Origin of the sequence: Neotabrizicola paludis, assembly GCF_044142105.1 — a bacterium.
GTDB lineage: Bacteria > Pseudomonadota > Alphaproteobacteria > Rhodobacterales > Rhodobacteraceae > Pseudogemmobacter.
Map to the genome: position 1 here is coordinate 687,180 of NZ_JBGTYM010000001.1, position 22,394 is coordinate 709,573.

Here is a 22,394-nt window from a genome sequence, read left to right on the forward strand (position 1 = left end):
CAAGCCGCAAAGGAGGATGCCAGAGGCGCAATGCGCCCCCGTATCTTTCCATCCGAGTAAATCTTTCCACTGTCTAGAAATGAATCGCCCGACCATAGGCGTCGAGCACCGCCTCATGCATCATCTCGGACAGGGTCGGGTGCGGGAAGACGGTGTTCATCAGATCTTCCTCGGTCGTCTCCAGCGTGCGCCCGACGATATAGCCCTGGATCAGCTCGGTCACCTCGGCGCCAACCATATGGGCGCCCAGCAACTCGCCAGTCTTGGCGTCGAAGACGGTCTTGATCATGCCCTCGGGTTCGCCCAGTGCGATGGCCTTGCCATTGCCGATGAAGGGGAAGCGACCGACCTTGATCTGGTAACCCTGTTCCTTGGCCTTGGCCTCGGTCAATCCGACGCTGGCGACCTGCGGGTGGCAATAGGTGCAGCCGGCGATCGAGCCGGGCTTGATCGAGTGCGGATGGCCGCCGGCGATGAGTTCGGCCACCATCACGCCTTCATGCGACGCCTTATGCGCAAGCCAGGGAGCACCGGCGATGTCGCCAATGGCGAAAAGCCCGGGCACGCCGGTGCGGCAATATTCGTCGGTGACGACATGGGTGCGGTCGATCTTGACGCCAAGCGCTTCGAGGCCGAGATCCTCGACATTGCCGACGATGCCCACGGCGGAAATCACCGTGTCGAATTCGGCGGTGGTGACCTTGCCATCCTGCTCAATATGCGCCGTGACGCCCACGCCCGGCTTGCGGTCCAGCTTCTTGACCGCGGCCTTTTCCAGAATCTTCATGCCCTGCTTGACGAACTGTTTCTTGGCGAAGGCCGAGATTTCGGCATCTTCGACCGGCAGGATGCGGTCCATCACCTCGACCACGGTGGTGTCGGCGCCCAAAGTATTGAAGAAGCTAGCGAATTCGATGCCAATCGCACCCGAGCCGATGACCAGGAGCTTTTTCGGCATCCGGTTCGCTACCAGCGCGTGCTTGTAGGACCAGACCAGATCGCCATCGGCCTCAAGCCCCGGCAATTCGCGGGCGCGGGCGCCGGTGGCCAGGATGATGGCCTTGGCGCGCAGCGTTTCGCTGCCCTTGTCGGTCTTGACCAGGACTTCGCCCTGTTTCGGCAGCGTGGCCGCCCCCATGAAAACGGTAACCTTGTTCTTTTTCATCAGATGGCCGATGCCGCCCGACAATTGCTTGGCGACAGCGCGCGATCTCGCCACCACCGCGGGCAGATCATAGCCGATGCCATCGGCCTTAAGACCGAATTCCTTGGCGCGGTGCATGAGGTGGAAAACCTCGGCGCTGCGCAACAGCGCCTTGGTCGGGATGCAGCCCCAGTTCAGGCAGATGCCGCCCAGATGCTCGCGCTCGACAATGGCGACCTTCTGGCCAAGTTGCGCGGCGCGGATGGCCGCGACATAGCCGCCCGGGCCTGCGCCCACCACAACCACGTCGAATGTCTGGTCTGCCATCTTCCCCTCCCTTGGAAAAACCGGCCCACATAAAACTGGTTTACCCTTAAACCATCATGTTCAATCCAGCAACGAAGCCTGCCGCATGGGCCTATTCGCCTGACGCATGGCTGGCTTTCAGCTGCCGCACCAGAGCGCCATAGCCGCCCTCGGCCAGAAAGATCGCCTCTTGCGGCGTATTCTCGCGCCCGAGCGCCGCGTTGCGCAGGGGAAAACGGCCATAGCGGCGGATCATTTCCTGATGCGCGCGGGCATGGAGCGCCATCTCGGGATCCGAAGCCAGGCGGGTTTCCATCAATTCCACCGCGCGGGCCTGATCGTCGGGATCCTCCGAATGTTCATACGGCATGTAGAAGAATTGCCGTTCGGGTTCTGGAACCTGCATGTCCCAGCCGGCCTCAACCGCCTTGCGGGCAGCCGCGCGGGCCTGCGGATCCGTGGCGAAGGCAAGGGCCGTGCCGCGATGGATGTTGCGGGAGAACTGGTCGGCGATCACGATATAGGCCAGCGCGCCCGCCGGGCTTTCGACCCAATGCTCAAGGCCGCCCTCGCGCAGGGCATCCAGCAGCTCGGAAAACCGGACCGCGCAGGCATCGTCGATCTCCTCGGTGCCGGCATACCAGCCCTCGGGGCCGATTTCGCCCAGCCAGAAATCAAGCACTTCCACCGGATCGGACATGCGGCACCTCCCTTGGACGGCCAGCCTGACAAATGCGCGCCCGACTGGCAACCATGCTCAGCGCGGGCTCAGATCCGCCTCTTCCATCACGGCGCCCACGGCGACGGGCGAGGCGGTGGGCGAGACGCCGCGGAAGGCGCCGGTGACGGCGGGCGCGGCACGGCGGGTCATCCGCCAGGCGGCATAGCCGCCAAGGCCAAGGAACAACACACCGATGAACAAAAAGAAACCGGAGGGGCCGACAAGGCCCATGATCCAGCCGGTGACCAGAGGCCCGAAGATCGCGCCGAACCCGTTGAGAAAGATCATCGCGGCACTGGCGCCGGGCATGTCCTCGCGGGTCAGGAAGTCGTTGGTATAGGCGATCAGCAGGGCATAGATGGGGTTCGTGATGCCGCCGAGCACAAGCGCTACGCCGATCAGGCCCGCGAAGGGCAGGCCCGGCAGCATGGCGACAACCATGGCGAGGGCAGCGACGAAGGAAAGGCCCATGATCAGGGTGCGGCGGTCATTGCGGTCGCTCAGATAGCCGACCGGATATTGCAGGAGAAGGCCTCCGACATACATGGCACCGACGAAAATCGAGATTTGATAGAGGCTTAGCCCGGCTTGCGTGCCCCAGACCGAGGCCATGCCGAACATGGCCGAGAAGATGCCGCCGGTCAGGAACATTCCGACGCAGCCGAGGGGGGAAATGGCGAAGAGGCTGCGGAAGGAAAGACGGCGGGCGCTGTCGAAGGCGGGGGCGGGTGTGGGGGCCAGCAACAGGGGCAGAAAGGCCAGAGAGACCAGCACGGAAGGCAGGATGAACAGGGTGAAGCCACTGGCGTCGGGCAGATTCAAAAGCACCTGGCTGGCAATGATTCCAAGCATTTGGGTGATCATATAAGCCGAGAGCGCCTGCCCCCGCGTCTCGTTCGTGGCGGTGTTGTTGATCCAGCTTTCGGCGGTGATGTAGATGCCGGAGAAGGCGAAGCCGGCAAGGACGCGCAGAAGGCTCCAGGCCATCCAGTCGGGCACGACCGGGTAGACGATCAGGATGGCCGAGATCGCCGAGCCCAGGGCCGCGAAAACGCGGACATGGCCGACGCGGCGGATCATGCGGGGCGCCAGCACCGAGCCGAAGAGAAAACCCAGGAAATACGAGGACATGACGATCGAGAGCTGAAAGGTCGAGAAGCCCGCGCCCGAGCCGCGGATACCCAGGATTGTGCCCTGCACGCCATTGCCGACCATCAGCAGCATGACCCCCATGAGCAGTGGCCAGGTGGTGGCGAGAACCCTGATCATCGTGCTACCTTTCGCGTCTTCCGATTGTCTTCCGAACGTCTTCCGACTGTCTTCCGCAGATGGGGTGATAGGCTACCGCGCAGCACCGCCCTGCCCCGGCTCAGGGATCAGAAGCGAGGCATCGCCATAGGAGAAGAAGCGATAGCCCGACCTTACCGCATGGTCGTAGATGCGGTCGATGCAGGACTTGCCCATCAGCGCCGAGACGAGCATCAAAAGCGTCGAGCGCGGCAGATGGAAATTCGTCATCAGCGCGTCGGTCACGGCAAAGCGGAAGCCGGGATAGATGAAGATGTCGGTCGGGCCTTCCCAGGGCGCGATCTGCCCGGTCGCCCGGGCCGCCGTCTCGATCAGGCGCAGGGCGGTGGTGCCGACGGGAATCACCCGGCCCCCGGCGGCCTTGGTCGCCGCGATCTCGGCGGCGGCCTCGGCCGTCACGCGGCCCCATTCGGAATGCATCCTGTGGGTGGTCACGTCCTCGACCTTGACCGGCAGGAAGGTGCCCGCGCCGACATGGAGGGTGACTTCGGTGAAATCCACCCCCCGATCGCGCAGGGCCGCGAGCAGCGCGGCGTCGAAATGCAGGCTGGCGGTGGGCGCGGCCACGGCACCGGAATGGCGGGCGAAGACGGTCTGATAATCCTGCTTGTCCGCCGCATCCGCCGCGCGCTTGGCGGCGATATAGGGCGGCAGCGGCATGGCCCCGGCTTCGGCCAGCGCGGCATCGAAAGCCTCGCCCGCGCGGTCGAAGACAAGGCGCAGGTCGGTCTCGCCCTTTTCGGCGACCATGGCCGAAAGGTCGGGCGAGAAGGTGATGGTCTCGCCTTGCTTCAGCTTGCGCAGCGGCTTCGCAAGCGCGCGCCAGCCGCCCGCCGCCGCGGGTTCCAGCAGGGTGATCTCGATCTTCGCTTCGGCCTCGCCGCGCTGCCGCTTTCCGAACAAGCGTGCGGGAATGACCTTGGTATTGTTCAGGACCAGCCGGTCGCCGGGCTGCAACAGCCCCGGCAGGTCGTAGACATGCAGATCGCTGATCGCCGTGCCTTCGGCCAGCAAGAGCCGCGCCGAGGAGCGCGGGCGCGCAGGCCGCGTGGCGATCAGCCCTTCGGGCAGGTCGAAATCGAAATCCGAAAGCTGCATCGGTCCCCCACTCAGCCGCCCTGTTCCAGAACCGGCGGCGGCTGCCGGAAGATCTCGCGGAACATGCCCGGGGTCAGGATCGAGAGCGGGTTGACGCTGACCTGCGGGTTGTCCGATGTGCCGGTGATCCGGTAGTTGAAGCCGAACAGCCCCTCGCCCTTGCGGGTGAAGATCTGCCCGATGCCGTTCAGGAGATAAAGGGGTGAAATCGTGCCCTGAATGTCGAGCTGCCCCGAGCCAGAGCGGTAGAGACCGGCGAAGGAAATCCCCATCGAAGCGCCCACTGCCGCGCCGCGTCGGACCTGCACACCTTCGGGCTGGAGGGTGAACTCCACATCGCCTTCGCCGAAGAGGATGCCATTGCCATTCAATTGCTCGAGCAAGCCCACGACCGAGACGGCGGAAAGCAGTTCGGCCAGCGCAGGGGCGCCCTGCACCGAAAGGTTCTTGAACGTCCCGATGCCAAGGTAATTGCCCTCGGCCCCGCGCGGTTGCAGCGTGAGGTCCATGCTGCCGCCACGGCCCTTGTCGAAGATGCCCGCCGCGGCCATGACGGCACCGGCATTGCCCGAGCGGATCCGGATCGCGGTGCCGCCCTTGACCGGGACGGTGGCCCCCTCGATGCGGCCCGCGCCATTGACCGCACCGACGAAGGTGCCGTCCAGCCCGCCCGCACGCTGGCGGAAATTGCCGGAAAAGCCGGTAATGGCGATGCCCGAGGAGACGACAAGCCGGTCAAGGTTGACCTTGATCGGCACGCTGGCGCCGCCACCGCTGCCGCTGCCGTCGCCCCCGGGGGGCCGATTGCGCAGATCCAGCGTGCCGCCATTCAGCGTGACGGTGATGCCCGCCTTGCCAGTGCCGCGAATGTCGGCCGGCGCGTCCAGCCAGGTCCCGGCCTTGAGGCGCGAGAAGCTGGCGAGGTCCAGCCCGCCGCCAGCCTTGGTGGTGATCCGGCCTTCGGCGGCAAGACCCGGCGCGCTGAGCGAGAGCGCCGTCACCTCGGGCGCGGTGCCAAGCATGGCGTCCAGCGCGAGTTTGCCCTTGGCCTTGGCGCCCTTGGACCAGCTTAGCGGCGCGACCGAGAGCGTGGCGCCGACCAGGTCGCTTTCCAGATGCAGCCGGGCGGGCTGGTCCTTGGCCAGATCGAGCGTGACATCGGCCCCGGTCTCGCCCCTGAGCCAGCCCTGGGGCAGCGAGATGCCAAGGGCGCGCAGCCAGGCGTCGCTGATCCGGGCCGAGCCGCGCACCGTGGCCTGGCCCTTGACGGTTGCGTTGAAGCGCTGGTCATAGCGGGCGACGATGGGCATCGGGCCAAGCAGACCCTCGCCCGAGAGGCTGAGCCCGTCATTGGTGACTTTCACCGCCATGTCGGGCGAGGTGACGCTGCGGCCGGGCACGATCTTGTCGGAGGCGAAATCGAGGATGCGGCCCGAGACGTTGAACTCGACATCCTTGGCGGTGATCTTGGCGATCAGCGGAAAGCGCAGGTCGGAGGCGAGAACCGCCCTGCCCTGGCCCAGATCGACCGGACGTTCGGCCTTTTGCAGGAAGTGGAAGGGTTCCTGATCCAGGAGCGACAGGGTTGCGGTCAGCGGCGCGTCGGTGATCAGGCGGACCTCGGCGGTGGCGGGGAATTTGGTGATGTCTGGCACGGTCATCACCGAACCGCCGACAGCGATCCGCCCGCCCTGCGGGGCGGTGACATGACCGCCATCGACGACGACGGTGTAGACATTGCCCTCGATCGTGGCGCGGCCATGGCCTTCCTGGATCGGCGGCAGGGTGCGGATGAAGCGGACCTCGGCGCCGGAAAACTCATAGCCAAGCGCGAAGCGGGGCGGCGTGTTCTCGGCAAAGCGCAGGGCGGCCTTGAAATTGGTGAACTCGGCCTGGCCCACGTTTTCCGAAAGCCATTTGCGGGTGCCGGGCACGGCAGAAACCGGCCAGAGCCGCATCAGGCGCTGGGCCTCGATGGCGTTGAGCGCGACATCGAGACCGCCTTTCCAGCCATCCTCGGCGATCTCGGCGCGGCCGGTCAGGGAGAGGCGCTCTTCGCCCTCGGTCAGGACCAATTGGCCGACCTGGAGGCGGAAGGGGCGGAACTGCAGTTTCAGGTCAAGGACGCCGTCCGAGAAGCGGACCGGGCTGGCGAAGACGCCTTCGGGATCGACCATGACTTCGGAAAAGTCGAGCTGGGTGACGAGGGCGCGGGGCAGCGCGCCGCGGGCGACCGGGGCGCCGGAGGCGTCAAGCAGATCGCTGTGGCCGGTGGCCTTGAGGCGCAGCGAGGGGCTTTCGACCGAAAGCGATTTCAGGGTGACGCGCTGGGTCGCGGGATCGTAATGCAGCGCCATGTCGGCGCTGTCGAAGGGCACCGGCGCGGCTTCGGGATCGGGGCGCAGCGCGCCCTGCCCCAGTTGCAGGCGGGCCTCGAGCTGGCCGACCTGGCCCTCGGCGGTCAGCGCGCCGCTGATCTCGCCCGAGATCGGGGCATCAAGGACGGCCAGCGGCGCCAGGGGCGCGGCCTGGGCGGCAAGGTCGGCGGCGGCCACGCGGGTGACGGTGGCGGTCATCCGGGCGGAGCTGTCGGATTTGGCGGTCTCGATCACGACGCGGGCCTGGGCCGGGTCCACCCCGTCGAGCAGGGTGAGTGACAGTTCGGCGGCGAGGCCGCTCTCGCGGCTTTCCAGCACAAGGCGGCCATCGCCCACTTCCCAACGCCGCCCGGCCCGGGCGTCCTGCAGGGTCAGCGTCAGGGCATCGGCCTCGACCAGTGTCAGGCCCGACAGGGCGGGCCGCGCGAACATGCGGTCCAGCGCGTCGAGAAGCTGTGCCGGGTCCTGAAGGCCGGGGCTGCCGGAGAGGCCGGCAAAGCTGAGGCCCAGCCGCCCCTCGGCATCGCGTTCCAGCGCCAGGCGCGCGCCAGAGAGGCGCAGGCTGCGCGGCCTGACCTCGCCCGAGAGCAGCGCGCCGGGATCGAGCGAGAGGCGCGCCTCGCTGAGGCCCAGCAGCGCCTTGCCCGCGCCATCCATGAGGCGCAGGTCGCGCAGCACGAAGCGCGGCACCAGATCGCGGTCGACGGCGATCTCGACCCCGCCCAGCGACAGGGCGCTTCCCGGCGGCAGATGGACGGCGCCCAGCGTGCGGTTCAACCGGTCCTCGACCTCGGCCACGGCCCAGACCGGCAGATGCAGCGTGCGCCCCGTGAGCACCATGCCCGCGGCCAGAACGCCCAGCGACAGAAGCACAAGAAAGAGGATCAGCCGCACTCCAAGGCGCGGCACATGGCGATGGCGCCAGCGGCGTCTTGTCCGGGCGGCGGGCACGGGCCGTTGCGGCGCTGCCGCACCGTCCACCCCGCCCGAAATGCCGCCTTCCGCCAAGACCTGATCCGTCCCGCCTGCTCTTCGCGCCCCCTTGCCTTTATCCTTGCCGCAAGGCAACCCGCAGACCAAGCCAAAGGTGCTCACAAGGCAAGGAGCCGCGCATGATCGAACCGGGACAGATGGCCCCAGATTTCACCCTTCCCGTCACCGGCGGCGGCACGCTGACGCTGTCGGCGCTGCGCCCCCAGCGCGTCGTGCTGTTCTTCTACCCCAAGGACAACACGCCCGCCTGCACGCTCGAGGCGCGCGACTTCTCGGCGCTGGCCGATGACTTTGCCAAAGCGGGCGCGCAGATCCTGGGCATTTCCAAGGACAGCGCCAAGGTGCATGAAGGGTTCTGCGCCCGCCAGGATCTGGCGATCCGGCTTCTGTCCGACAAGGACAGCGCCACCTGCGAGGCCTATGGCGCCTGGGGCGAGAAGAAGCTTTATGGCAAGGTCTATCAGGGCATCCTGCGCTCGACCTTCCTGATCGGCGGCGATGGCCGGGTCGAGAAGGTCTGGCCGCAAGTCTCGGCCAAGGGCCATGCGGCCGAGGTTCTCGCCGCGCTCAGGGCCCTGTGACCCTTTCTTCCTTTCCCTTCTTCTGTTCAAAAATATCCTGCGGGGAGGTCTGGAGGGGTGCAAAACCCCTCCAGGGTTTCCAAGGGGCGCAACGCATCGCGCAATGAGGACCGCCATGACCCAGAGCCTTGCCGAAATGGCCGTCGAGATCCTGACCACGGCAGGCGGCCGCGAGAAGGCGGCGCTGAGCCGCCGCCATGCCGCCACCTGGGTCGCGGCGCGGGCGGCGGGCAGGCCCTTGCCTGTGGGCCGGGCCAGCCCGCCCGATGCCCCTGCCCGGCCCGTAAAACCCGATCTTCTGCCGCCGCGCGACGTGCCGCGCCGCCGCCCCGGATCGGCCCAGGGACGGATCGCGCTGCTGCACGCCGTGGCGCATATCGAGCTGAACGCCATCGACCTGCATTGGGATATCATCGCCCGTTTCGCCGACCAGCCGATGCCCCTGGGCTTCTATGACGACTGGGTGAAAGCGGCGGATGAGGAATCGAAGCATTTCACCCTACTCTCGGATCTGCTCGAGGCGCTGGGGTCGCATTACGGCGCCCTGCCCGCCCATGCCGGAATGTGGCGCGCGGCCGAAGACACGGCGCAGGATTTCAAGGGACGCCTGGCCGTGGTGCCGATGGTGCTTGAGGCGCGCGGGCTGGATGTGACGCCGGGGATGATCGAGATATTCCGCAAAGCCGACGAGATGCAGGCCATCGCCGCGCTGGAGGTGATCTATGCCGAGGAAGTGGGCCATGTCGCCTATGGCTCGAAATGGTTCAATTGGCTCTGCGGCCGGGATGGCGAAGACCCCAAGGAGGTGTTCCATGCCTTGGTCCGGCGCTATTTCCATGGCGCGCTGAAACCGCCTTTCAACGAGGAGAAGCGCGCCGAGGCGGGCCTGCCGCCGGATTTCTACTGGCCCTTGGCCGATCAGGCCGGGCCGGGCTGAGCCGGTTCCCGAGAACAGCCGTTGTCGGCAGATTCTCGCCGATATGCGGCGGGCGAAACGCGACTTCCCCCTCTGCCGGGCCAAAAACCTTGCGACAAAGGGGCGGCTTGGCTAATCAGGAGCAGGCCTTGCAGGGATCGCGCGGGGGTGCGGCCTAACGGGTTGAGCGAGAACAACAATCGGACTGCCCAGTTGCTTGCACGCCTTGCCTTAAGGATCAACACCCAGCTTGAGCGGGTCTTTCCCGAGCAGCGGGTCTTTCTGAAATCTGACCATGGCACCCATTTCATCCGCTTGCGCCCCGCCACCCAGGCGGTGATGGCGGTGGCGGGCGGGCTGGCCTTGTCCTGGACCATTGTCGCCACGGCGATCCTGATGATGGAGACGATCGGCGCCGGATCGGCGCGCGAACAGTCGCAGCGTCAGGCCGTGGTCTTCGAGCGCCGCCTGACCCAGCTTTCCGCCGATCGCGACCTGCGGCTGCAAGAGGCGACTGCGGCGCAAGATCGCTTTTCCGGCGCGCTGGAACAGGTCTCGGAGATGCAGGAGATGCTTCTCGGCTCGGAAGACCGCCGCCGCGAGCTTGAGACCGGCATCGACGTGGTACAGGACACGCTGCGCCGTACCATCAAGGAACGCGACGAGGCGCGGGCCGAGATCGCCCGTCTGACCCTGGCGCTGGATCAGCATGGCGAGGCCGGCGCGACCGAGATGGGCCGGATGCATGACACGGCGGCGACGCTGGATTTCCTGACAGCGGCGCTGGAAGGCACCGCCAGGGAACGCGATGCCAAGGCTGCGGAAACGCTGGCCGCGCAGGGCGAGATCCTGGCGCTGCAAGACGCGATCCGGCTGGAAGGCGCGCGCAACGACGCCATATTTGCCAAGCTCGAGGAGGCGGTCACCGTCTCGATGGAACCGCTGGACAAGATGTTCCGTTCGGTCGGGCTTGACCCGGAGGATCTGATCGCCTCGGTCCGCAAGGGCTATTCCGGCCAGGGCGGCCCGCTGGCGCCGATCACCGTCTCGACCAAGGGCGGCACGCTGACCCCCGATGAAACCCGGGCCAATGCGATCCTGCGCGATCTGGACGAGATGAACGTCTACCGCATGGCGGCCGTCCGCGTGCCGCTGGGAATGCCGGTCAAGGCCTCGGTGCGTTGGACCAGCGGCTTCGGCGGGCGCGACGACCCGCTGGGGCGCGGCTACCGCCAGCATGAGGGACAGGATCTGGCGGGGGATTACGGCACCGCGATTTATGCCACGGCCGATGGCGTGGTGACCTATGCGGGCTGGCAAAGCGGCTATGGCCGCCTGATCAAGATCCAGCACGCTTTCGGCATCGAGACCCGCTTCGGCCATCTGTCACAGATCCGTGTCGAGGTCGGCCAAAGGGTCTCGCGCGGGGACAAGATCGGTGATATGGGCAATTCAGGCCGGTCGACTGGAACCCATCTTCACTATGAGGTGCGGATCGGGGGCAGCGCCGTCAATCCGATCAAGTTCATAAAGGCAGCCAGCAATGTTTTCTAAGAGCCGTATCAACGAACCGGGTCCGAAGGCCGAGGCTGACAAACCCAAGACCCCGGAGACCCAAGTGTCGAAACCTGCCATGGAATTCACGCCCTCTGCGCCCAAGGGCAAGGCCACGGCCTCGGTCCTGTCCTCGGACCTGACGGTGGTCGGCAACCTGCGCACGACGGGCGACATCCAGGTCGAAGGCACGGTGGAAGGCGACATTCGCGCCCATCTGCTGACCGTGGGCGAAAGCGCCACGATCCGGGGCGAGATCGTTGCTGATGACATCGTGGTGAACGGACGGGTGATCGGCCGGGTGCGCGGGCTGAAGGTGCGGCTGACCTCGACCGCGCGGGTCGAGGGCGACATCATCCACAAGACCATCGCGATCGAATCGGGCGCGCATTTCGAGGGCTCGGTGCAGCGCCAGGAAGACCCGCTGGCTGCGGGCCGGCCGAGCGCCATCCCCGCCGCGATGCGCACGGCCGAGGTCGCGCCGGGCGGCGAGACGCTCTGAGCCTTCCGCTTTTGCCAGAACGGAAAGGGCGCCCCGGGGCGCCCTTTTTCATTCAATCCAGCGCGCGGCGGTAGAGGTGCCAGCTGGCATGGCCGAAAAGCGGCAGGACAAGGAACAGGCCCAGGAAGCCCGGCAGCATGGCGAGGAACAGGCAGGCGGCGATCAGGGCGCCCCAGCCGAGCATCACCACCGGATTGTCGCGGACCAGGGCGAAACTGGTCAGCATCGCCGTGACGAAATCCACGTCGCGGTGAAGGAGCAGCGGCAGGCTGACCACGGTGAGGCTGTAGATCAGCGTCGCGAAACAGGCGCCGACCAGCGTGCCCATGGCGAGCATCGCCAGGCCCTGCGGCGTTGTGAAGATCGTCAGGCTGGAGGAGACATTGGTCATGGTCGCGCTGCCGAGGAACAGGGCGAAGATCATGTGCGACAGGAAATTCCAGAACAGGAAGAAGACCACGATCACCGCCGCCATCGAGGGGATCTGGCGATCCTTCTGGCGGAAGATCACGCCGAGCACGCTCTGCCAGTCGAGCGCCTCGCCCGCCTCGCGCCGCCGCGAGACCTCGTAGAAGCCGCAGGCGATGAAGGGGCCAAGAATGGGAAAGCCCGCCGCGGCAGGCAGCGTCCACCAGAACTGGCCCTTGGTCGTGACCGCCCAGAAGACCAGCCAGCCGCCCAGCACATAGACCAGGGCGAAGAACAAGCCGTAGACCGGCGCGGCGCGGAAATCGGCCCAGCCCGCCCGCAGGCTGTCGCGGAAATCGATCCATTCCATCTGGTTGATTTCCGGCGTTTTGCTGCCTGTCGTCGCCTCTGCGCTCATCGCCCGCCCCCGCTGTTTCCGGGGTCAGGCTAAGGCGCGGCAGCGACAGGCGCAAAGGGGATTTGCGGGACGGCAGGCCGGAACGCGCGGCACAGGCGCGGGAGCCAGCACGGCATATGGCCTGGCCGGGGCGGTTGCGGTCGGCTCGACTGCCGGGCGCTGCCGGTCAGGACCACCGCCTTCGCAACTGGCCATCCGGGCTAAGCGGCCGGGCCATGGTTTGCCCGCGATCAAACGGCCTCTGCCACGGCGCCCCGGTAACAGGCCTCGATATTGTTGCCATCCGGGTCCAGCACGAAGGCCCCGTAGTAAGACGGCACCCCCTTGCGCCGCCCCGGCGGGCCGTGGTCCTTGCCGCCCGCCCCGATCGCCGCGCGGTGGAAGGCGCGGACCATGGCGGGGTCCCTCGCGCGAAGGGCGATATGGCTTTGGTTGCGACCGGCTTTCGATCCCTCCACCCAGTAGGAGGGGATCAGCGTGCCGATCCAGAGATAGGGGATCGGCTGTTCGGCGCTTTTGCCGAACTGGAAAGAGTCCGGCCCGTTCTCCTTGGTCTGCACCTCGAGCGCGGCGGCGATGGCATCATAGAAGCGGCGCGCGGCTTTCAGGTCGGTGACGACGATTCCGATATGGTCGAACATGGCGGTCCTTCCGTGCAAGCGCGCGAACGACCGAGAGGCCCGGCCCCGGTTTCCCCGGAATCGGATGCCAGCTGGCCGCCGCTATTTGAGGATGACTTCCAGAATATCGCCCCGACGCCAGAAAGACACCTCGACGCCCTGTGCCGCAATCACGCCCGCGGCCAATCACTGCAATGTCTGGACCTCGGCTGGATATGCAGGCCCGGCCAGCACCCGGCAATCGCGGCGGTCGCCCGTCACCCGGACCTGGGAACCTCCGGAGAAAATCTTCGGATTGTCGATCTTGACCCGGAATGGGGCAAAACCGCGCGGCTCGAGCCCGGACAGAGGGATACCGCGCAGAAAGGCGAGGCAAGCTTCCATGCCCAGCCGTGCGGCGGCCTGCACATCCGCGATCAGCAGCGGATTGCGCGGCTCGGCATTGGCGCTGCCCAGAGAGGCCAGCCCTGTCGAACCACAGACAAGCGCCACCGCCGCCGCCTTCCTCCAATCGAATGTCATCCACCGCTCCGCGCCACAATCACAGCAAGCAGCCTGGCAGGGAAAAGGGGCACCGTTTCGACGGTGATCGGGCAAAGCGCCCGATCATCGCGAAACATCCAGGTCCCGTGTCAGTCCAGCCGCGCCTTGCCCGACATGTCCATTGCCAGCGTCGCGGCCATGAACGGGTCGAGATCGCCGTCGAGCACGCCCTGGGTGTCGCTGGTCTCGTGGTTGGTGCGCAGGTCCTTGACCATCTGGTAGGGCTGCAAGACATAGCTGCGGATCTGGTTGCCCCAGCCGGCATCGCCCTTGGCGTCATGCGCCTCGTTGATCGCGGCGGAGCGCTTGTCCAGCTCCATCTGATAGAGCCGTGCCTTGAGCGCATTCATCGCGATTTCGCGGTTCTGGTGCTGCGATTTCAGCGAGGAGGTTACGACGATCCCGGTCGGGAAGTGGGTGATCCGCACCGCCGAGTCGGTCTTGTTGACGTGCTGGCCGCCCGCGCCCGAGGAGCGGTAGGTGTCGATGCGGATGTCCTTGTCCTGCACTTCGATGTCGATATTGTCATCGACCACCGGATAGACCCAGACCGAGGCGAAAGAGGTCTGGCGCTTGTCGCCCGAGCCGAAGGGCGAGATGCGCACCAGGCGATGCACGCCGCTTTCGGTCTTGAGCCAGCCATAGGCATTGTGGCCGGAAATCTTGTAGGCGACGGATTTGATCCCCGCCTCTTGCCCCGCTTCTTCCGACAGCATCTCGACGGTGAAGCCGCGCCGTTCGGCCCAGCGGGTGTACATGCGGGCCAGCATCTCGGCCCAGTCCTGGCTTTCCGTGCCCCCTGCCCCGGCATTGATTTCCAGGAAGGTGTCGTTGCCATCGGCCTCGCCGTTCAGAAGCGCCTCAAGCTCCTTCTGCGCCGCCGTCTCCAGCAGCGCCTTCAGTGCCGTCTCGGCCTCCTGGACGACGGACTCCTCGCCCTCCATCTCGCCCAGTTCGATTAGGCCGATGCTGTCGTTCAGCCCGCTCTCGATCAGCTTGTAGCCATTGACCGCATCCATCAGCGACTGGCGCTCGCGCATCAGCTTCTGCGCGCGGGGCGGATCGTTCCACAGATCGGGGTCTTCGATCAGGGCGTTGAATTCCTCAAGCCGGTGCGGCGCGGTTTCCCAATCCAAACGCTGCGCCAGCAGCGCCAGCGACTTGCGGATCGCCTCGACATTCTGTTGGGTTTCCGCCCGCATCTTGCCGTTCCCTCTTCGCGTATCGCGGCCTGATAGCGCCTGCGCCGCGCCCCGGCAAGGGCGCGGCGGGGCCGTGGGCCAGTGTCTGTCAGTAAAGCCCGCCCGCTGAGACGGTGCCGAAATCGGCCTTGCCCGGAATGACGGCACGTTCGCCTGTGGCGGTGGTGACGGTGCTGCCACTGTCGGCATCTGTTTCGCCATAGGCGAAGAGCGGCAGGTTCTGGCCCATGGCGAAGCCGCCATCGACCAGAGCACCCAGACCGAAGATCGGGTCTTCGCCTTCGCGGAAATATTCCGCCACGACATTGTCGCCGGTCACGCCATCGGGCAAGCGCGCGCCGGTGAAACGGTCGATATTGACGAAATAGCCGCCCGGCGGAACCTTGAACTTGGTGCCGCCGTATTTCTTGATCGCGGTCTTCATAAAGCTTTCGAAGACCGGGCCGCAGAAGCCGCCGCCCGAGACATTGCCCAGCGATTGCGGGTTGTCATAGCCGATATAGCAGCCGGCGACGATGTTCGAGGAATAGCCGATGAACCAGACATCCTTGGCGTCATTGGTGGTGCCGGTCTTGCCGGCGATCGGCACGGGCAGGTTGATGCCACGGGCGGTGCCGCGTTGGACCACGCCTTCCAGCATCGAGGTCAGCTGATATGCCGTGATCGCATCCATCACACGCTCGCGGTTCGAGGTGATGCGCACCCCCTCGCCCGAGGGCAGGCTGGCCAGGCTGCAATCTTCGCAATTGCGCTGGTCATGGCGATAGATGGTGCGGCCATAGCGGTCCTGCACCCGGTCGACCAGGGTGGGTTCCACCCGCTCGCCGCCATTGGCGAACATCGCATAGGCCGCGACCATCTTGTAGAGCGTGGTTTCCTGCGCGCCGAGCGCATTGGCCAGATAGGGCGACATGCGGTCATAGACGCCGAAGCGTTCGGCATAGGCCGCGACCGTCTCCATGCCGATTTCCTGCGCGATCCGCACCGTCATCAGGTTGCGGCTCTGCTCGATCCCGGTGCGCAGGGGCGTGGGCCCGTAATATTTGCCCGAGGCGTTTTTCGGCGTCCACAGACCCTGGGCCGTGTCCACTTCGATCGGCGCGTCGACCACGATCGTGGCCGGAGAGAAGCCCGAATCCAGGGCTGCGGCATAGACGAAGGGCTTGAAGGACGAGCCGGGCTGGCGGGTGGCCTGGGTGGCGCGGTTGAAGACCGAGAACTGGTAGGAGAAGCCGCCCTGGATGGCGAGGACGCGGCCGGTGTTCACATCCATCGCCATGAAGGCACCCTGAACGGCGGGGACCTGGCGCAGCGTCCAGCGGATGAAGCTGTTGTCGGAATCCTTGATCATGCGCCGGACAAGCACCACGTCGCCGGGTTTGAAATTGTCGGCGAAGCTGCCCTTCATCCAGTCGATATCGGCGCGGGGAATGACCTGCGGCTCTGCCTCGGTCTCGCGCAGGCCCTCGATGCCGATGCGCATCGACTTGTCGCCGATCTCCAGCACCACGGCGGGGAACCAGCCGTCGATGTCACGCGGCACGTCGGTCGCGGCCAGCGCGGCGCGCCAGTCGGATTCGGCGCCCAGCTTGTCTTCGGCAATGCTCTTGCCGGTGCCATGCCAGCGGCCGCGGCCGCGGTCGTATTTTTCAAGCGCGGTGCGCAGGGCCTTTTCGGCAGCGGCTTGCAGCTCGGGGTCGATGGTGGCGCGGATGGTCAGGCCGCCGGTGAAGAATTCGTCCTTGCCGAAGTTCTTGGACAGCTGGCGGGCGATTTCCTCGGTGAAATAGGTCCGCTCGGGCATGGCTTCGCGGAAGGAGGGGAAGTCGCCATTCTGCACGGTCCTGAGAGGGAGGGCGCGCTCGGCCTCATAGCTGGCATCGTCGAGATAGCCGTTCTCATGCATCTGGCGCAGCACATAGTTGCGGCGGTCGACGGCCTCTTCATATTGCCGGACGGGATGCAGGTCGGTGGGTTTCTTCGGCAGGGCCGCCAGATAGGCCGCCTCGCCCGGGGTCAGGTCAGCGAGCGACTTGTTGAAATAGGTCTGGGCGGCGGCGGCCACGCCATAGGAATTCTGGCCGAGGAAGATCTCGTTGAGGTAGATCTCGAGGATGCGGTCCTTGGACAGCGTTTCCTCGAGCCGCGTCGCCAGGATGATTTCCTTGATCTTGCGCTCGATCCCCTTGGTGCCGTCGCGGGTGCCATCCAGCAGCATGTTCTTCATCACCTGCTGGGTGATGGTGGACGCCCCGCGCACGTCGCGGCCCCGGGTCTTCACCGCCTCGACCAGGGCCGCGATCATGCCGCCCGCGTCATAGCCGTGATGGCTGTAGAAATTCTTGTCCTCGGCACTGATGAAGGCTTCCTTCACCAGATCGGGAATATCCTCGGCGGGCACGAAAAGGCGGCGTTCGCCATTGTCGACGAATTCGTCAAGGATGCTGCCCTCGCCAGTATAGATCCGGCTGATCGTGGCCGGGGCATATTGCGCCAGGCTTTCATGGCTGGGCAGGTCGCGCGAATACATCCAGAAGATCGCGCCGACGGTCAGGGCGCCGAAAAAAACGCCCAAGGTCAGCGCGGTGAAGATGGCCCCGAAGAAGGAACCGATGAATCGCAGCACGGATCGTGCCCCCTGCCCAAAAGGTGATGTGCCCCAGTATATCAGACGCGGGCAGAGGTCAAAACCTTGGCCCGGAAAAGTGATGGCGGCGGCGGCTTTCTGCGGCGCCCGGCAGCGCGGGGGCCGTCCGACACTCATCCCCCGCGCCGGACGGATTACTTGTCGCGCAACGCGCGCAGGGCGCGGTCTTCGTCGGACCAGGCGATCAGCGCCTGGCGCAGCGCCTCGGCCATGCCGGCGCGCCAGTCCTTGTCCTCGAGCCGCTTGAGATCGCGCGCCGAGGAAAGGAAGCCCAGTTCCAGCAGCGCCGAAGGGATATCGGGCGATTTCAGCACCGAGAAGCCTGCTTCCTGATGCGGGTGACGGTGCATCTTCAGCCCCGCGGCCTTGATCGCGGTTTCCAGCGCCGCCGCCAGCCTTGCGGTGCGCGGCTCGGTCTCGGTCCGGGCCATGTCCATCAGCACACTGGCCACCAGATCATCCTGATCGCGGAGGTCCACACCGGCCAGAAGGTCGTCGCGGTCATGCCGTTCGGCCAAAGCGGCAGAAGCGGCATCGGTCGCCTCGTCCGACAGGGTGTAGATCGTTGCGCCCTGCGCCTCGCCCTCGGCGATGGCATCGGCATGGAGCGAGAGAAAGACCTCGGCCCCGGCGGCGCGGGCGATCGAGATGCGGGTTTCCAGCGGCACGAAGATATCTTCCTCGCGTGTCATCACGACCTGGAAGCGGCCATCGCGCAGCAAGAGCTCTTTCAGCTCGCGCGCGAAGCCCAGCATGAGATCGGCTTCTTTCTGGCCGTCGCGCTCGGCGCCGGGGTCGATGCCGCCATGGCCGGGATCAAGGACCACTACGACGGGACCGTCTTTGCGTCCGGGCAGCGGATCGGGAAGGGCCACGGCCTGGGGCAGCGACCAGTCGGGCGGTTCCGGCAGGGCGGCGGCATCGGCGAAATCATCCGGCGTGGCGGGGACCAGGCCGATGCGGATCACCGCGCTGTCCCCGCCCTGCCCCTTCGCGGTTTCCATCGCCGCCGTCTGCACCAGCATGGGCGTCTTCAGTTCGAGGACCAGCCGCGACCAGCCAGCACGGAAGATGCCCGCGCGCAGGCCCGCGATCTGGGGGGCTGATTGCGACACCTGGGCGATGGGGGACCAGTCGACCTCGCGCACGTCGAGGATCAGCCGGGGCGGATTGTCGAGGAGGCGGACCCGCCAGGGCACCGGCTGGCTGATCGCCAGCGCCACAACGACATCCTGTCCGGTCTCGCCTTGGGCGGTGATGGCCGAAGCTTTGGCATCAAGACGCGCCATCGCCGACAGTTCTTCTGCCCCCGCCGCGCCGGGCAGCGAGAGGAAAACAGCGAGAAGGAGAGCGATGAAGGCCTGCACCCTGCCCGGTCTTTGCGCCTGGGCTATCAGGTGACTATTCGGGGACGCGCGCTGCATGTCCATTCACTTCGCCGCCAGCCCGCGCGCCTGCATGAAGGCGGTCAGGCGATCAAGGCCGAGCGCGATCTGATCCGTCGCCCCGGCATAGGAGAAGCGCAGGGTCTGGCGCCCCCGTATCGGATCGAAATCCAGACCCGGCGTGACGGCGACCCCGGCCTCGTCCAGAATCTGCGCGGCGAAGGCAAGGCTGTCTTCGGTCAGGTCCGAGACATCGGCATAAACGTAGAAGGCGCCATCCGGCGGGGCAATGCGGGTGAAGCCGGCTTTGGGCAGGCGCTCCAGCATCAGGCGGCGGTTTTCGGCATAGGCGGCACGGTTGGCCTCGAGCTCGGGCACGCAATCGAGGGCAGCGAGGGCGGCGATCTGGCTGGCATGGGGCGGGCAGATGAAGAGATTCTGCGCCAGACGCCCGACCCGGCGGATCTGGTCTTCCGGCACGACCATCCAGCCGACGCGCCAGCCGGTCATGCTGAAATATTTGGAGAAACTGTTGATGACCCAGGGGCTCTGGCTGATTTCCAGGGCCGAGACGGCGCGGTCGCCGTAATGGAGGCCGTGATAAATTTCGTCCGAGACAAAGCCCATGCCGCGCGCTTCGGCATGGTGGATCAGGGCGGCAAGGGCACCCTTCGACAGCATGGTGCCAGAGGGGTTGCCGGGCGAGGCGACGATCAGGCCCTGGGCGTCGATGCCGTGCAGGTCCTCGGGCACGGGTTGCAAGCGGTTCTCGGGGCGGCTGGGAATGCCGACCGGCACCAGTGACAGCGCGCGCAGGATCTGGCGGTAGCTGGGGTAGCCGGGTTCGCCCAGGGCCACGCGATCGCCGGCGTCGAAAAGCGCGGTGAAAGCCAGAAGGAAGGCGCCGGAGGATCCGGTGGTCACGACGACACGGGCCGGGTCGAGATCGACGCCATACCAGCGGGCATAGAGGGCGGCGATGCCGCGGCGCAGTTCCGGCAGACCCAGCGCCACCGTATAACCCAAGGGGGTTTCCAGCGCGCGGGCCAGCGCCTGACGGGCGCCTGCGGGCGCGGGTGTGGCGGGCTGGCCGATCTCCATATGCACGACGTGGCGACCCGCGGCCTCGGCCATTCGGGCGCGCTCCAGCACGTCCATCACAATGAAGGGATCGACATTCCCCCGCAGGGATCCCCGACTTGCGCTTGTCATCGCCCGCCCCTTAAACTTCGCCGCGAATGCCCCGCTCCCTGCCCGTGCTTGGGGGTCTGGTCAACCCTGCATCGGAGTGCTCATGCGCCTTTCCCTGTTCGCCGCGGCCCTGCTGGCCGCCTCGCCCGTTCTTGCCGATGGCCTGACCGACATGACCGATGCCGAACGCGCCGCCTTTCGCGAAGAGGTGAAGGCCTATCTGCTGGAAAACCCCGATGTGATCATCGAGGCGATGACCGTGCTGCAGCAGCGCGAGGATGCGGCGGCGGCGGATCGCGACCTTCAGATGCTGGCAGACAACAAGGACTCGATCTTCAACAGCGCGGCGGATTGGGTCGGTGGCAATCCGCAGGGCGACATCACGCTGGTGGAGTTCATGGATTACCGCTGCGGCTATTGCCGCAAAGCCTATGAAGAGGTCGAGGAGCTGGTGAAGTCGGATGGCAATATCCGCTTCGTGATGAAGGAATTCCCGATCCTGGGCGAGCAGTCGCTGCTGTCGTCGCAATTCGCGCTGGCGGTGAAGATGCTGTATGGCGAAGAGGCTTATAAAGCGGCGCATGACGCGTTGATCACGCTGCGCGGCGATGCCACGCCCGAGACTTTGGCGACGCTGGCCACGCAGCTGGGCCATGATCCGGCGGCGGTTTCGGCCAAGATGGCCGATCCGGCGGTGATGGATGTGATCAAGGCCAATCACGAGCTGGCGACGACGATGGAGATCAACGGCACCCCGACCTTCGTGATCGACCAGACCATGGTGCGCGGCTATGTGCCGCTGGATGGGATGCGGCAGATCGTGGATGGCCAGCGCAAGGACGGCTGAGGCGTCCCGATCTTCTCGGTACGACGCTCGGGGCCCTGCGGGGCCCCGTTTCACATCCTGGGTGACGGCCCGGGGACCTCAGCGGTAAAGGTCGAAAAAGTCGAGGATCGCGCCATTGGCGGTGAGTTCGCGGGTCTTTCCACTGGTAAGACGTGCCTTGTGCCCGCCCGGCCAGTGATGCGCACCGCCCTCAATGGTGATCAGCCGCAGGCGCGGGCGCCCGCCGTCGGTCCAGTCGCTGATCGCAAGGGCGGTGCCGTCATCCGCCACGTGATCCACGCGCCGGTCGGTGCGGGCCAAGGGACCGGGCCAAGGCGCAAGAAAGGCGCCCACCACCTGGGCGACCGAGGCGAAATCGGTGCGGGTCAGGCTGTCCTCGCCCACTCCGCCCCCATAGGGCACCATGGCGTCGGCAGTGCCGTGGATCAGCAACGCCGGCACCGGGGCGCGGAGCTTCAGGTGCGCCGCATCCATCGAGCCGGAGACACCGGCCACCGCCCGTATCGCGCGCGGATTCGTTGCCGCGAAGGTTTCGGCCAGGATCGAGCCGTTGGACATGCCGGTCACGAAGACCCGGTCGGGGTCCAGCCCGTAGCGCGACACCGCATCGGCGATCACCGCCTTGAGGAAGGCCTCATCCGCCACGCCGGTGCGGGCGGCATAGCCGCAGCAATAGCCGCCATTCCAGGTCAGAAGCCTGTCGCCGCCGCGCCGCGATGATCCGGCGGGGAAGATCACCGCATAGCCGCGCAGTACCGCCTCGGCCGCCAGACCCGAGGCCCTGCGGAACTGGGCCGGATCGCCGCCACCGCCATGCAGCGCCACGATCAGAGGAGCGCCTTTGGAATTGTCGGGCAGATCGGCAAGGTAGTAGCGATCTCCGATCGCAACCCGATCCTGCGCACAGACCGGCAGGGCGAGAAGGAGAAGGACAAAAAGATAGCCCGCACAGGCGCGCAGGCCCTGGGCAAGACCAAGGTGGACGGTTTCTGGTCGAGGCATCACAGCCCTCCGGCAAGGTCACCTGACCGTGATACGCCCGCCCTGCCCGCTTCCGTCGCCGCTATTTCGCCCCGTGCAATTCGGCCGCGCGGCGTTCGAAGGCGCGCACGATGCGTTGCATGGCATCGTTGAAGACCAGCCCGATGATCCCCTGCAGGATCGCATTGCGGAACTCGAAATCGACGAAGAACTCGACCTCGCATCCGCCCTCGGCCTGGTCGCGGAAGGCCCAGGTCGATTTCATGTATTTGAACGGGCCGTCGAGATATTCGGTCAGGATGCGCTTTTCGCCGGGCAGAAGCGTGACCCGGCTGCCGAATTTCTCGCGGAAGACCTTAAAGGAGATCACCAGATCCGCCTCCATCACTTCGCCGCCCTCGATGGGCCGGCGCGACCGGATTCGGGCCGCGGCGTTCCAGGGCAGGAATTCCGGGTAACGCGCCACATCGGCCACCAGATCATACATCTGCTGGGCCGTATAAGGCAGGCGCTTGGTCTCGTGATGGGTTGGCATCGGCGTTCTGGGGCTTTCAGGCGTCTGCCTTTCCCTTGACCCGTGGGGCCACGAAGATCAAGGCCGAAGGGCGCGGCCGGGCCGGAACCAGGCTGCGGCATGACGGCAGCCACACC

Annotated in this window: 19 protein-coding genes; 5 read left to right on the plus strand and 14 right to left on the minus strand. The window is 66.1% G+C overall.

Going from position 1 to position 22,394, the window contains the following annotated elements; genetic code table 11:
- Positions 1 to 73: 73 nt before the first annotated feature.
- The 5 genes from lpdA to ACED67_RS03265 form a co-directional block, all read right to left on the minus strand.
- Positions 74 to 1,471, minus strand: coding sequence for a dihydrolipoyl dehydrogenase (lpdA, locus tag ACED67_RS03245; RefSeq protein WP_395540092.1), 1,398 nt, complete (start codon positions 1,469 to 1,471; stop codon positions 74 to 76).
- Positions 1,472 to 1,562: 91 nt separating this feature from the next.
- Positions 1,563 to 2,150 carry a DUF924 family protein gene (locus ACED67_RS03250; protein ID WP_395540093.1) on the minus strand — a complete coding sequence of 196 codons (588 nt, stop codon included), beginning with the start codon at positions 2,148 to 2,150 and terminating at the stop codon, positions 1,563 to 1,565.
- Positions 2,151 to 2,207: 57 nt separating this feature from the next.
- Positions 2,208 to 3,440, minus strand: a complete 1,233-nt coding sequence (locus tag ACED67_RS03255; RefSeq protein WP_395540094.1) for an MFS transporter — start codon at positions 3,438 to 3,440, stop codon at positions 2,208 to 2,210.
- Positions 3,441 to 3,512: 72 nt separating this feature from the next.
- Positions 3,513 to 4,577, minus strand: a complete 1,065-nt coding sequence (queA, locus tag ACED67_RS03260) for a tRNA preQ1(34) S-adenosylmethionine ribosyltransferase-isomerase QueA (protein WP_395540095.1) — start codon at positions 4,575 to 4,577, stop codon at positions 3,513 to 3,515.
- A gap of 11 nt (positions 4,578 to 4,588) precedes the next feature.
- Complete coding sequence (locus ACED67_RS03265) at positions 4,589 to 7,963, minus strand: hypothetical protein (RefSeq protein WP_395540096.1); 3,375 nt, start codon at positions 7,961 to 7,963, stop codon at positions 4,589 to 4,591.
- 104 nt (positions 7,964 to 8,067) lie between these two features.
- Here ACED67_RS03265 and ACED67_RS03270 point away from each other — a divergent pair, with 104 nt between their 5' ends.
- The 4 genes from ACED67_RS03270 to ACED67_RS03285 all read left to right on the plus strand — a co-directional run bounded on the left by ACED67_RS03270 (position 8,068) and on the right by ACED67_RS03285 (position 11,501).
- Entirely contained in the window at positions 8,068 to 8,529 is a 462-nt protein-coding gene (locus ACED67_RS03270) for a peroxiredoxin (RefSeq protein WP_395540097.1), read from the plus strand.
- A gap of 115 nt (positions 8,530 to 8,644) precedes the next feature.
- Entirely contained in the window at positions 8,645 to 9,466 is an 822-nt protein-coding gene (locus tag ACED67_RS03275; RefSeq protein WP_395540098.1) for a ferritin-like domain-containing protein, read from the plus strand.
- A gap of 192 nt (positions 9,467 to 9,658) precedes the next feature.
- Positions 9,659 to 10,999, plus strand: coding sequence for a DUF5930 domain-containing protein (locus ACED67_RS03280; RefSeq protein WP_395540099.1), 1,341 nt, complete (start codon positions 9,659 to 9,661; stop codon positions 10,997 to 10,999).
- The gene (locus tag ACED67_RS03285; RefSeq protein WP_395540100.1) at positions 10,989 to 11,501 is read left to right on the plus strand and encodes a bactofilin family protein; all 513 of its coding nucleotides are present in this window, start codon (positions 10,989 to 10,991) and stop codon (positions 11,499 to 11,501) included. The genes ACED67_RS03280 and ACED67_RS03285 overlap by 11 nt, the downstream gene beginning before the upstream one ends.
- A gap of 52 nt (positions 11,502 to 11,553) precedes the next feature.
- Here the strand turns inward: ACED67_RS03285 and ACED67_RS03290 are convergent, their stop codons facing one another.
- From ACED67_RS03290 to ACED67_RS03320, 7 genes are all read right to left on the minus strand, one after another.
- The gene (locus tag ACED67_RS03290) at positions 11,554 to 12,327 is read right to left on the minus strand and encodes a DUF2189 domain-containing protein (protein ID WP_395540101.1); all 774 of its coding nucleotides are present in this window, start codon (positions 12,325 to 12,327) and stop codon (positions 11,554 to 11,556) included.
- A 230-nt stretch (positions 12,328 to 12,557) separates the two neighbouring features.
- Positions 12,558 to 12,968 carry a VOC family protein gene (locus ACED67_RS03295; RefSeq protein WP_395540102.1) on the minus strand — a complete coding sequence of 137 codons (411 nt, stop codon included), beginning with the start codon at positions 12,966 to 12,968 and terminating at the stop codon, positions 12,558 to 12,560.
- Positions 12,969 to 13,133: 165 nt separating this feature from the next.
- Positions 13,134 to 13,469 (minus strand): hypothetical protein, encoded by a 336-nt coding sequence (locus ACED67_RS03300; RefSeq protein WP_395540103.1) that lies wholly within the window; start codon positions 13,467 to 13,469, stop codon positions 13,134 to 13,136.
- 110 nt (positions 13,470 to 13,579) lie between these two features.
- The gene (gene prfB, locus ACED67_RS03305) at positions 13,580 to 14,692 is read right to left on the minus strand and encodes a peptide chain release factor 2 (RefSeq protein WP_395540104.1); all 1,113 of its coding nucleotides are present in this window, start codon (positions 14,690 to 14,692) and stop codon (positions 13,580 to 13,582) included.
- 88 nt (positions 14,693 to 14,780) lie between these two features.
- On the minus strand, positions 14,781 to 17,318 hold the full coding sequence (locus ACED67_RS03310) for a penicillin-binding protein 1A (RefSeq protein WP_395540105.1): 2,538 nt from the start codon (positions 17,316 to 17,318) through the stop codon (positions 14,781 to 14,783).
- Between the two features lie 155 nt (positions 17,319 to 17,473).
- Positions 17,474 to 18,763: an N-acetylmuramoyl-L-alanine amidase gene (locus tag ACED67_RS03315; RefSeq protein WP_395540106.1), complete on the minus strand. Its 1,290-nt coding sequence runs from the start codon at positions 18,761 to 18,763 to the stop codon at positions 17,474 to 17,476.
- A gap of 6 nt (positions 18,764 to 18,769) precedes the next feature.
- Positions 18,770 to 19,936 (minus strand): pyridoxal phosphate-dependent aminotransferase, encoded by a 1,167-nt coding sequence (locus tag ACED67_RS03320; protein WP_395540107.1) that lies wholly within the window; start codon positions 19,934 to 19,936, stop codon positions 18,770 to 18,772.
- Between the two features lie 82 nt (positions 19,937 to 20,018).
- On the opposite strand from ACED67_RS03320, the gene ACED67_RS03325 reads away from it, so the two are divergent.
- Positions 20,019 to 20,762: a DsbA family protein gene (locus tag ACED67_RS03325; RefSeq protein ID WP_395540108.1), complete on the plus strand. Its 744-nt coding sequence runs from the start codon at positions 20,019 to 20,021 to the stop codon at positions 20,760 to 20,762.
- A gap of 78 nt (positions 20,763 to 20,840) precedes the next feature.
- On the opposite strand, the gene ACED67_RS03330 is transcribed toward ACED67_RS03325, so the two are convergent.
- On the minus strand, positions 20,841 to 21,764 hold the full coding sequence (locus ACED67_RS03330) for a CE1 family esterase (RefSeq protein ID WP_395540109.1): 924 nt from the start codon (positions 21,762 to 21,764) through the stop codon (positions 20,841 to 20,843).
- 61 nt (positions 21,765 to 21,825) lie between these two features.
- Positions 21,826 to 22,278 (minus strand): type II toxin-antitoxin system RatA family toxin, encoded by a 453-nt coding sequence (locus ACED67_RS03335; protein WP_395540110.1) that lies wholly within the window; start codon positions 22,276 to 22,278, stop codon positions 21,826 to 21,828.
- Positions 22,279 to 22,394 lie beyond the last annotated feature (116 nt).

Bases quoted from the DNA above. Each gene is read 5' to 3' on its own strand.
- lpdA (WP_395540092.1), bottom strand. From the start codon at position 1,471: ATGGCAGACCAGACATTCGACGTGGTTGTGGTGGGCGCAGGCCCGGGC.
- ACED67_RS03250 (WP_395540093.1), bottom strand. From the start codon at position 2,150: ATGTCCGATCCGGTGGAAGTGCTTGATTTCTGGCTGGGCGAAATCGGC.
- ACED67_RS03255 (WP_395540094.1), bottom strand. From the start codon at position 3,440: ATGATCAGGGTTCTCGCCACCACCTGGCCACTGCTCATGGGGGTCATG.
- queA (WP_395540095.1), bottom strand. From the start codon at position 4,577: ATGCAGCTTTCGGATTTCGATTTCGACCTGCCCGAAGGGCTGATCGCC.
- ACED67_RS03270 (WP_395540097.1), top strand. From the start codon at position 8,068: ATGATCGAACCGGGACAGATGGCCCCAGATTTCACCCTTCCCGTCACC.
- ACED67_RS03275 (WP_395540098.1), top strand. From the start codon at position 8,645: ATGACCCAGAGCCTTGCCGAAATGGCCGTCGAGATCCTGACCACGGCA.
- ACED67_RS03285 (WP_395540100.1), top strand. From the start codon at position 10,989: ATGTTTTCTAAGAGCCGTATCAACGAACCGGGTCCGAAGGCCGAGGCT.
- ACED67_RS03290 (WP_395540101.1), bottom strand. From the start codon at position 12,327: ATGAGCGCAGAGGCGACGACAGGCAGCAAAACGCCGGAAATCAACCAG.
- ACED67_RS03295 (WP_395540102.1), bottom strand. From the start codon at position 12,968: ATGTTCGACCATATCGGAATCGTCGTCACCGACCTGAAAGCCGCGCGC.
- ACED67_RS03300 (WP_395540103.1), bottom strand. From the start codon at position 13,469: ATGACATTCGATTGGAGGAAGGCGGCGGCGGTGGCGCTTGTCTGTGGT.
- prfB (WP_395540104.1), bottom strand. From the start codon at position 14,692: ATGCGGGCGGAAACCCAACAGAATGTCGAGGCGATCCGCAAGTCGCTG.
- ACED67_RS03315 (WP_395540106.1), bottom strand. From the start codon at position 18,763: ATGCAGCGCGCGTCCCCGAATAGTCACCTGATAGCCCAGGCGCAAAGA.
- ACED67_RS03320 (WP_395540107.1), bottom strand. From the start codon at position 19,936: ATGACAAGCGCAAGTCGGGGATCCCTGCGGGGGAATGTCGATCCCTTC.
- ACED67_RS03325 (WP_395540108.1), top strand. From the start codon at position 20,019: ATGCGCCTTTCCCTGTTCGCCGCGGCCCTGCTGGCCGCCTCGCCCGTT.
- ACED67_RS03330 (WP_395540109.1), bottom strand. From the start codon at position 21,764: ATGCCTCGACCAGAAACCGTCCACCTTGGTCTTGCCCAGGGCCTGCGC.
- ACED67_RS03335 (WP_395540110.1), bottom strand. From the start codon at position 22,278: ATGCCAACCCATCACGAGACCAAGCGCCTGCCTTATACGGCCCAGCAG.